This is a genomic window from Mesorhizobium sp. M7A.F.Ca.US.005.03.2.1, from assembly GCF_003997795.1.
Classification (GTDB): Bacteria; Pseudomonadota; Alphaproteobacteria; order Rhizobiales; family Rhizobiaceae; genus Mesorhizobium; species Mesorhizobium ciceri.
In genome coordinates this window covers 1-8642 of the sequence record NZ_RZRP01000193.1, presented here as the reverse complement: position 1 = coordinate 8642, position 8642 = coordinate 1, and the positions used below count along the sequence as shown (strand labels likewise).

Sequence of the window (8642 nt, the reverse complement as noted above, 5' to 3'; positions counted from 1 at the left end):
TGCTGGCGGGGTTCGCCACCGAAGGCTTCGTGCTGTCGGCGATCCTCATCCACATGGTGCCGCTGACGGCGGCCCTTGGGCTCGGCACCGCAGGCCTCTTCGTCTCGACCCTGTTCGGGCCGGCGCAGGTCGCTAGCCGGTTGATCAACATGCTGTTTGGCGGGCGGCTGCAGCAGACGCACCTTGCCGTCATTGCCGCGTCACTGCTCACGGCCGGGCTGTGTGCGCTGTTGCTGACCACGCCATGGCTGCCCGGCGCCTTCGTGTTCGTATTCCTGTTCGGCCTCGGCTCCGGCCTCACCAGCATCGTCGGCGGCACCTTGCCGCTCGAACTCTTCGGCCGCGAAGGCTATGGCGCGCGGCTGGGATGGGCGAGCGCCGCCCGTCAGTTCACCTCGGCCTTCGCGCCGTTCGCGCTCGCCTTCATGATGGCGCGGACATCGGTCGCCAATTCCCTGTGGGTGCTGGTGGTCGTCGCCGCGAGCGGCGTCATCGCCTTCCTCGCCATCGCGCTGCTCAGGCGGCGCGGCGGCCCGGCAGCGTTTGCGATTGGCGGCAGCGCGGAAGAGGCGACCTGACCGCCCGCCTTTAGTGCCGCAGAATCTTGCTCAGGAAAGCGCGGCTGCGGTCGGTCTTGGGGTGTGAGAAGAACTCGTCGGGCGTGCCGCTTTCGACGATGGCGCCGGCGTCCATGAACACCACGCGCTGGGCGACCTTGCGGGCAAAGCCCATCTCGTGCGTCACCACCATCATGGTCATGCCTTCCTCGGCGACCGCCACCATGACGTCGAGCACTTCGGAGATCATCTCGGGGTCGAGCGCCGAGGTCGGCTCGTCGAACAGCATGATCTTGGGCCGCATGCCGAGGCAACGCGCGATCGCCACGCGCTGCTGCTGGCCGCCGGAGAGCTGTGCGGGATAGGCATTGACCTTGTCGGCGAGGCCAACCTTGGCCAGCAATTCGCGGCCTGCTTTTTCAGCCTCGGCGCGCGGGATCTTGCGGACATGGATTGGGGCGAGCGTGACGTTTTCGAGTGCCGTCTTGTGCGGATAGAGGTTGAACGACTGGAAGACGAAGCCGATCTCGGTGCGCAGTTGCGTCATGTTGGTGGCGGGATCGCCGAGCCGCTGGCCGTCGACGACGAGGTCGCCGTCCTTGATCGCCTCCAGGCCGTTGACGCAGCGGATCAGAGTGCTTTTGCCCGAGCCGCTCGGGCCGCAGACGACGACCACTTCGCGCGGTTCGACGCTGAGCGTGATGTCCTTGAGCACGTTGAGCGAGCCGAACCATTTGTTGACGCCGCGAAAGTCGATCATGCCGGTTTTGGCAAGGCCCGTTTTGGTCATGTTTTCTGGACCTTTGAGGTTGGAAGTCACAACTGCACCTCGCCATGCGCCGCGCCCATGCGCTGCTCCAGCCGGCGGGCCAGCATGATCAGCGGATAGCAGACGATGAAATAGCCGGCGCCGACAAGGAAGAAGACCAGCAGGCCGTTGGGCACACGCTGCACCACCAGCCAGCCGACGCGGGTGAGGTCGGTGAGGCCGATGGCCGAGACGACGGAAGAATCCTTGATCAGCAGCACATATTGCCCGACCAGCGGCGGCAGCACGATGCGCATGGCCTGCGGCAGCACCACCTGGCGCATGCGCTGCCAGCGCGACAGGCCGGACGCCAGTGCCGCCTCGACCTGGCCGGTCGGTACCGAGCGGATGCCGGCGACGACGATCTCGCAGATGAAGCAGGCAGCCAGATTGGTCAGCGCGATGATGCCGGCGGTGAAGGCGTCGAGCTCGATGCCGAACTCCGGCAGGATGAAGAAGATCAGGAAGATCTGCACCAGGAACGGCGTGCCGCGGATCAGGTCGACCCAGGCGCCGATCAAGCCCGAGATCAGACGGTTGCCGCCGGTGCGCAGGATGCCGAGGCCGAAGCCGAGCAGCGTGCCGAGCACCAGGCTGATCAGCGACAGCAACACGGTCATGCCGAGGCCGCGCAGGGCCAGTGGATAGGAGCCGGCGAGGCTTTGCAGTTGTTGCCAGATCATGTCCGCGCCCCCGCTGTGCCGAGCCAGCGGCTGGAGAGCCCAGCCAGCCCTTTCAGGCCGTAATAGAGCAGCAGATAGAAGGCGGCGATGGTGAGGAAGCCTTCCGCCGGCATGAAGCGGTCGGAGGCGAGCAATTGACCGGCGCGTGTCAGTTCCGAAACAGAGATCAGCGACAGAAGGGCGGAATCCTTGACCAGCACGATCGCTTGGCCGAGCAGCGGCGGGATCGTCACCTTGAAGGCTTGCGGCAGGACGACAAGGCGCATGCGCTGGACATAGGTCATGCCCGAAGCGACGCTGGCCTCGACCTGGCCGCGCGGGATCGACAGGATGCCGGCGCGAATGATTTCAGCGATATAGGCGCCGCTGTTCAGCGACAACGCGAGGATGCCGACGACGAGTTCCGGCAGAACGAAGCCGAGCCGGGGCAGGCCGAAATAAAGAAAATAGAGCTGCGCCAGCAAGGGCGTGGCACGCACCGCATCGATATAGGCCTTGGCTGGGGCGCGAAACAGCCAGCCGCGCTGCAGATTCATGGCGCACAGCACGATGCCGACGATGAGCGCGCCGACAAAGGACAGCGCCGACAGCCACACGGTCGTGACCAGGCCCTGTCCGAACAACGGCAGGTATTCGACGATGGTGCGGAAACTGAAATTTTCGAGCATCGTTGGGTGAAATCCCCAGAGCGCAGGAAACGACAGATGAAACGAAATTCCGGGCGGCTTCGCGGCGTTTAAGATGCGCGCGAAACCGCCTGGATTTATCGCTGCTTAGTGATCCTTCTTCCAGGCGTCGGAATTGACCCAGTAGTCGAGGTTCTTCTGCAGGCGGCCGTCGATAGTGACCTGGTTGAGGAACAGGTTCATCCAGATCAACAGGTCCGGCTCATCATAGCGGGTGGCGAAGGCAAGCGGCTCCTTCGACAGAAGGTCCGGCATGATGGTGAAGGTGCCGGCCGGATAGGCGGTCGACTGGCCTTTGACCGCCGAGACGTCGTTGACGCCGCAGTCGGCCTGGCCGTTGTTGACGGCGTCGAGCAGCAGCGGACCGCCACCCTTGTAGCTCTTGATGTCGGCATCGGGGAAGGCTTTCTTGGCTTCCTTCTCGCCGGTGGCGCCGAGCAGCACGGCGATCTTGGTGCCCTTGGCTTTGCAGTCCTCGGTGGTCTTGAACTTGCTGTCGGCCTTGGTGAAGACGGTGCTGCCCGTGTACATGTAAGGCGTGGTGAAGGCGACCTTCATGCCGCGCGCCAGCGTCGGTGTCATGTCGGCGACCAGCAGGTCGGCCTTGCCCGACAGCAGCGCCGGGATCAAACCATCCCAGTCGAAGTCGAGGAAGGTGATTTTCACTCCCATTTCCTTGGCCATCAGTTCGGCCAGTTCGACCGAACTGCCGGTGCGTTCGCCATTGGCGCCGACCAGCGAGAAGGGCGGTCCCTGGGTCTGCACGGCGACGCGCAATTCGCCGCGCTTGGTGATGTCGTCGAGCGTACCCGCACTGGCCGCAGCGGTGAGCCCGGCGAGCGCAAGCCCGGCGATGAAAAGTCTTCCGGCGATGAAAAGTCTGGCAATCTTCATTTCGGTATTCCTCCCTGTTGTCGTTAATGTGTGCCCGCGGTTCTCCTTGGGCTCCTTTTTGAGCGGCAGCGCCGTTGCCGGCGGCAGCCACCGTTCGAAAATCTTTCGCCTCAGTCCCGTGCCACCGTCTCGGAAACCGTGATGCCACGCCTGGCCAATTCATCGAAGAACCTGATGTCGGGCACATCCAGCAGCGGGTTCAAAAAGCCGGGTCTGGTGATCTCGCCCCTCGCCAGCATCTGCGCCACGATGCTGGCGGGATAGCCGACGCCGAGGCTCATGCCGAACAGGCCGGAAACGAGATCGCGTTCGATGATCAGGTCCGACGTCACCGTCTTGGCGCGGCCGCCTTCGAGGCCGGAAAAGACATTGCGCATCACGCAAAGATCCTTTTCGCCGGGGCCGTATTGCAATTGCGGGCCGAGCAGCCGGCCAAGGAATTCGCGCGGGCTGTTGGAGGTGCCGGGCACCTTGTCCTCAGAGAGGAAACCGAGTTCCTTCAACGGCGCCCAGAAGGCCGACCATCCCGGCCAGCGCAGTGTGTAGCGGCCGGAGCGGCGCAGCCCTTTTGCGGCGTCCAGCATCTCGACATAGTGCAGCGCGTCGCCATTGGGGAAGGCTTCGAGCCTGCCGAGACCGGCAACCTCGATTTCATGGATGAACGGATTGTCGTGCTGCTGGCCGGCAGGCACCGCGACACGGTTCCCGTCCTCGATCATCACGCTGTCGCGGTTCTGGCTGACCAGGACCATGTCGAAATTCCAGCTCACCTTGTAGCACAGCGGCTTGGCCATCGCCTTCGGCTCGGGGATGCCGCCGCAATAGGAATCGATCGAAGAAATCGAGTCGAACTGCCTGGCGGCGCGCGCGTAGAGCACGAGGTCGATGCCGGGGTCGAGCCCGCATTCGGTCATAATCGAGACACCGGCCTGTTCGGCGGCCGGCGCCAGGTCGGCGATCGACTTGGCGTAATTGGTGGTGACCAGCGGCGTGCGCGTGGCAATCGCGGCCTTTACCGCCTCGCGCATCAGCGGCTGCGGCAACAGGTCGATGACGGCGTCGACATCATCAAGCACAGTGGCCAGGGCCTGGCCGATCGCGCCCTCAGGCACCACGAAGCGCACGCGGGCAAGATCGGTCAGGCCGGCAAGCCGGGCCGGGCCGTCCGCTGCGGTATCGACGCAGACGATTTCCTCGACGCCGTCGCTGGCGACGAGGTCGGTGATTGCCGCCCGGCCTTGCAAGCCGAGGCCGCCGAGAACCGCGATCTTCATGCCGGCTCCTTGCGGTCGTCCGACCAGCAGCCTTCCGGCAGGCTGACCCATTTGTTGCAGGACGCCATGACGACGAATGTCTCGCTGCGCACGACTTCGCCTGGCTCGCCGGCGCCGGGGATCAGCTCGCTGGTGACGCGGTAGAGATCGGCGACGTCACCGGCCACCGTCACGTCGACGATGATATCGAAGCGCCCGGTGACCACCGAGGCCGAGTTGACGAAGGGCAGTTCGGCAATGCGCTGCGCCAGTTCGCGGGCCCGGCCGCGCCCTTGGGCATTGATGCCGACAATGGCGGAGATCAGCTCGGGGCGCTCGGTCAGGTTCAGCAGCCCGACGATCTTGAGCAGGTTGCGGTCGAGCAGGTTGCGCAGCCGCGAGCGCACCGTCGGCACCGAAATCGCCAATATCTCGGCGATCCGGTTGATGCCCGGCTGGGCGTCCTGCGACAGCTGTTTGACCAGCCGCCGATCGGTCAGATCGAGATGTTCCCGCAAAGTCCCCGTCTTTCACAAAAGGAAAAAAGTTTGGCGATTTTTTTGCCAATGTGCAAACAAGCTACGTCACGAATATTTGAAAAGCAAGGCAATGATTCAGCGCTGATGGGGATAGGTGCTCGCTGTCCGGCTCACGCCAGCGCTGCCGCCAGCAATTTTGCCTGCGGCGTCAAATCGTCGAAGCGGCGGGCGCAGAGATTGAGCTGGCGCGTCGCCCAGTCGTCGGTCAGCCGAAGGCGTCGCAGCGAGCGTGCCGAGCGGCGCGCGGCACTTTCCGGCACGATGGCGATGCCGGCACCTTGCGCGACCAGCCGGCAGACATTGTCGAGGCCGGGAACGCGGATGCGGACATGCAGATGGCCGCCAAGGCGGGCCGCCTGGCGGGCGATGTGCTCCTGCAGCGCATGGCCGGTGCTGAGGCCGACGAAAGATTCGCCGAGAAGCTCAGTGAGGTTGACGGTGCGGCCTTCAAGGCCGGGCCGGTTTCGCGCGGCGATCACCACCAGCCGGTCGATGAAGAACGGTTTCTGCTCGAGGTGCGCAAGGCCGGCCCAGGTGGCGGCGATGCCGAGATCGGCCGCACCACTGGCCACGGCTTGCGCGATCTCATGGCTGGGGCGCTCGTCGAGCTCGATGTCGATGCCGGGATGCGCGACAAGGAAGGTGGGCAGGATCTCGCGCAGCAACTCGGCTGTGGCGGCGGTGTTGGCCATCAGCCGGACGCGGGCGCGCAGGCCGGTGGCATAGGCGGCGAGGTCGCCGGTCATCGCTTCGATCTGGTTCTGCACCGCGCGCGCATGATGCAGCAGCGCCTGTCCGGCCGCCGTCGGCACCACCCCACGGCGCCGGCGCTCCAGCAGCGGCGCGCCGAGCCGCTCCTCCATGCCCTTGATGCGGGCGCTGGCCGACGCCAGGGCCAGTCCGGCAAGCTCGGCGCCATGGGTGATGCTGCCGCGTTCGGCCACCAGCAGGAACAGGCGGAGATCGACCAGATCGAAGCGCATTCTCTTGCTCCTGCGAATATTCAGCGCCGGGAAGGCGGTCGGCCAACCAGCCTTCGTCGTGGCCGAAGGCTGGCAGCGCAACTTCCACATTGTGATCGGCCAGGATTTTCGTCAAACAGTTTCGAAGGAGAATTGCGATGAACGAACGAACATCAGGGCGGCTCGGCATTCTTGAAAGCACGGCGATCGTGCTGGCCATTGCCGTGGCCGGCCTTGCCATGGCGCGAGCGGGATCAGGCCTGCGGGGATGCGCGGCGACGGTCGTATCCACCAGCCGCGATGCGGCGCCGGCAAAGGCCGCCAGCCCGGATGCCGACGCAACCGATATGCTGCTGCATGACTGATCCGGCCCTGAAGATACGATCATGCTGAGCGCCGGCATCCTCGCCTGGATCGGCGCCGTGTTCCTCGCCGCCGGCTTCGTCAAGGGCGTCGTCGGCATGGGGCTGCCGACCGTGGCGATGGGGCTGCTGGCGGTAACGATGCCGCCAGCACAGGCCGCGGCACTGCTGCTGATCCCGTCGCTGGTTACCAACTTCTGGCAATTGCTGACCGGCCCGTCCTTCGGCCGGCTGTGCAAGCGGCTGTGGACGATGATGGCCGGCGTGATGCTCGGCACCGTTGCCGGCGCCGGCCTGCTGACCGGCACGCACTCTGGCGTTGCCTCGGCCGGGCTCGGTGCGGCGCTGGTGCTTTACGCCATTCTCGGCCTGCTCAAGCTTGGCTTCACCACGCCGGCGCGCGGCGAAGCCTTGATGTCACCGCTGGTCGGGGTGGCGACCGGGCTGGTCACCGGCGCCACCGGCGTCTTCGTCATCCCGGCGGTGCCCTATCTGCAGTCGCTGCGGCTGGAGAAAGAAGACCTGATCCAGGCGCTCGGCCTGTCCTTCACCGTGTCGACGGCGGCGCTCGCCATCGGGTTGTTCAGGACCGGCGCCCTGGCGTCGCCGAGTGCGCAAATGGTCGGTTCGGTCGCAGCCCTTGTGCCGGCGCTGGCCGGCATGTTCGCCGGCCAGGCGCTGCGCCAGAAGATGAGTGTCGAGACCTTCCGCAAAGTGTTCTTCGCGGGGTTGCTGGCGCTTGGGGTCTATCTCGTGGGGGAGTTGGTGTTCTAGGCGCCGGACTTCCCCAGAGCACTGGCAGGAAGTCGTCAGCCAATGCTTTCGCTGAGATCAGCGAGCGTGACCATGAGTGTCAACGGCTCGACCGGCGAGGGCTCGAACCCGATGGTGATGTAGAAAGCTCGGGCATCGTCGGAAATCGCATGCACCACTATGCCTTTGATGCCCAGTATTTCAGCAGCCTGGAGAATTCGTAGACCGGCATCCCTTACCAGCGCCCGCCCGATGCCCCGACCGTGATAGGCTTGGTCTACGGCCAACCTGCCTTGCACTGCGACGGGGATCGGATCGGGCATGTCGCGCCGGAAACGGCTGGAAGCTTCGACCATTTTCACGGCGCCGCTGGCAACGGCATAGTAGCCAATCACACGGTTGCCTTTGCAAGTCACATAGGTCCGGGATGCACCGCCCGCTTGATTGGTGCGAGCACGTTTTTTCAACCAATCGTCGAGCGCTGTAATGCCCGACGAAAATTCCCCGAGTTCGTGATGATCCGCGAGTGGAACCGGGACCGACAGCGTCACGCAGCTTCCCACGGAGCCTTTGTCGTCATCGTGCGGCGCAATCGGTCGTTGGGCTGCGGCGGCGCGTCGAGGCGTGCCAGAAACGCAGCGTAGACATCCGGTTCGACGGTAAACACGAGACGGTTGAGCAACGCTTCCTCAGCGGCGCGTTGCGAGGCTTCAAGCATGAAGTCGGTGCGATTCTTACCGAGCAATTCGGCTGCGCGGTCGATCAGATTGCGAACTTCCGGCTTGACGCGGATGTTGAGCGGAACGCTCTTCGGCACCGGATGATGTGACGTTGGCATGGACGGCTCCTTCGTCGCGCATATCTAGCACAGCGTAACGACATTGTCATTACCCGGTTCGATGGAGCATGCGATCCGTAGTAGCCCTAGCGCACGACCAGCACCGGGATCTCCGTGTAGGACAGCACTTCCGCCGTCTGGCTGCCGAGGAGCAGCTTGCCCAGCCCGCGGCGGCCGTGCGAAGCCATGACGATCAGGTCGCAGCCCAGGGCCTGCGACAGTTCCAGAATGGCTTCGGCGGGCCGCTTGTCCTCGACATGCACGACCTCCGCCGAGACGCCGGCGGCGTCGGCCGATGCCTTGCACC

Annotated in this window: 12 protein-coding genes and 1 pseudogene; 3 read left to right on the top strand and 10 right to left on the bottom strand. The window is 64.8% G+C overall.

Annotation, left to right across the window (positions count from 1 at the left end; genetic code table 11):
- A pseudogene (locus EN991_RS13330) lies at positions 1-578 on the top strand (MFS transporter); the annotation flags it as partial.
- A gap of 10 nt (positions 579-588) precedes the next feature.
- On the opposite strand, the gene EN991_RS13325 reads toward EN991_RS13330, so the two are convergent.
- The 7 genes from EN991_RS13325 to EN991_RS13295 all read right to left on the bottom strand — a co-directional run bounded on the left by EN991_RS13325 (position 589) and on the right by EN991_RS13295 (position 6403).
- A complete protein-coding gene (locus EN991_RS13325) occupies positions 589-1317 on the bottom strand; it encodes an amino acid ABC transporter ATP-binding protein (RefSeq protein WP_024501778.1) in 729 nt (242 codons plus the stop codon).
- Between the two features lie 56 nt (positions 1318-1373).
- Positions 1374-2048, bottom strand: coding sequence for an amino acid ABC transporter permease (locus EN991_RS13320; RefSeq protein ID WP_127368920.1), 675 nt, complete (start codon positions 2046-2048; stop codon positions 1374-1376).
- Positions 2045-2716 (bottom strand): amino acid ABC transporter permease, encoded by a 672-nt coding sequence (locus EN991_RS13315; protein WP_013530557.1) that lies wholly within the window; start codon positions 2714-2716, stop codon positions 2045-2047. Before EN991_RS13315 ends, EN991_RS13320 begins: the two co-directional genes overlap by 4 nt.
- A gap of 105 nt (positions 2717-2821) precedes the next feature.
- Positions 2822-3628, bottom strand: a complete 807-nt coding sequence (locus tag EN991_RS13310; protein ID WP_064994007.1) for an ABC transporter substrate-binding protein — start codon at positions 3626-3628, stop codon at positions 2822-2824.
- Positions 3629-3738: 110 nt separating this feature from the next.
- Positions 3739-4902, bottom strand: coding sequence for a saccharopine dehydrogenase family protein (locus EN991_RS13305; RefSeq protein ID WP_127368919.1), 1164 nt, complete (start codon positions 4900-4902; stop codon positions 3739-3741).
- On the bottom strand, positions 4899-5399 hold the full coding sequence (locus EN991_RS13300) for an Lrp/AsnC family transcriptional regulator (RefSeq protein WP_024501775.1): 501 nt from the start codon (positions 5397-5399) through the stop codon (positions 4899-4901). The genes EN991_RS13305 and EN991_RS13300 overlap by 4 nt, the downstream gene beginning before the upstream one ends.
- A gap of 131 nt (positions 5400-5530) precedes the next feature.
- The gene (locus EN991_RS13295; RefSeq protein ID WP_024501774.1) at positions 5531-6403 is read right to left on the bottom strand and encodes a LysR substrate-binding domain-containing protein; all 873 of its coding nucleotides are present in this window, start codon (positions 6401-6403) and stop codon (positions 5531-5533) included.
- A gap of 137 nt (positions 6404-6540) precedes the next feature.
- Here EN991_RS13295 and EN991_RS13290 point away from each other — a divergent pair, with 137 nt between their 5' ends.
- Complete coding sequence (locus tag EN991_RS13290) at positions 6541-6747, top strand: hypothetical protein (protein WP_063168653.1); 207 nt, start codon at positions 6541-6543, stop codon at positions 6745-6747.
- Positions 6748-6768: 21 nt separating this feature from the next.
- Positions 6769-7518: a sulfite exporter TauE/SafE family protein gene (locus EN991_RS13285; protein WP_127368918.1), complete on the top strand. Its 750-nt coding sequence runs from the start codon at positions 6769-6771 to the stop codon at positions 7516-7518.
- A gap of 35 nt (positions 7519-7553) precedes the next feature.
- Here EN991_RS13285 and EN991_RS13280 read toward each other — a convergent pair whose 3' ends face one another.
- From EN991_RS13280 to EN991_RS13270, 3 genes are all read right to left on the bottom strand, one after another.
- Positions 7554-8048: a GNAT family N-acetyltransferase gene (locus tag EN991_RS13280; RefSeq protein WP_127368917.1), complete on the bottom strand. Its 495-nt coding sequence runs from the start codon at positions 8046-8048 to the stop codon at positions 7554-7556.
- Complete coding sequence (locus tag EN991_RS13275) at positions 8045-8335, bottom strand: DUF1778 domain-containing protein (RefSeq protein ID WP_013530564.1); 291 nt, start codon at positions 8333-8335, stop codon at positions 8045-8047. Before EN991_RS13275 ends, EN991_RS13280 begins: the two co-directional genes overlap by 4 nt.
- An 86-nt stretch (positions 8336-8421) precedes the next feature.
- Positions 8422-8642: universal stress protein (locus EN991_RS13270; RefSeq protein ID WP_164769023.1), on the bottom strand; the 221-nt coding region annotated here is incomplete at its 5' end.

Bases quoted from the DNA above. Each gene is read 5' to 3' on its own strand.
- EN991_RS13325 (WP_024501778.1), bottom strand. From the start codon at position 1,317: ATGATCGACTTTCGCGGCGTCAACAAATGGTTCGGCTCGCTCAACGTG.
- EN991_RS13320 (WP_127368920.1), bottom strand. From the start codon at position 2,048: ATGATCTGGCAACAACTGCAAAGCCTCGCCGGCTCCTATCCACTGGCC.
- EN991_RS13315 (WP_013530557.1), bottom strand. From the start codon at position 2,716: ATGCTCGAAAATTTCAGTTTCCGCACCATCGTCGAATACCTGCCGTTG.
- EN991_RS13310 (WP_064994007.1), bottom strand. From the start codon at position 3,628: ATGAAGATTGCCAGACTTTTCATCGCCGGAAGACTTTTCATCGCCGGG.
- EN991_RS13305 (WP_127368919.1), bottom strand. From the start codon at position 4,902: ATGAAGATCGCGGTTCTCGGCGGCCTCGGCTTGCAAGGCCGGGCGGCA.
- EN991_RS13295 (WP_024501774.1), bottom strand. From the start codon at position 6,403: ATGCGCTTCGATCTGGTCGATCTCCGCCTGTTCCTGCTGGTGGCCGAA.
- EN991_RS13290 (WP_063168653.1), top strand. From the start codon at position 6,541: ATGAACGAACGAACATCAGGGCGGCTCGGCATTCTTGAAAGCACGGCG.
- EN991_RS13285 (WP_127368918.1), top strand. From the start codon at position 6,769: ATGCTGAGCGCCGGCATCCTCGCCTGGATCGGCGCCGTGTTCCTCGCC.
- EN991_RS13275 (WP_013530564.1), bottom strand. From the start codon at position 8,335: ATGCCAACGTCACATCATCCGGTGCCGAAGAGCGTTCCGCTCAACATC.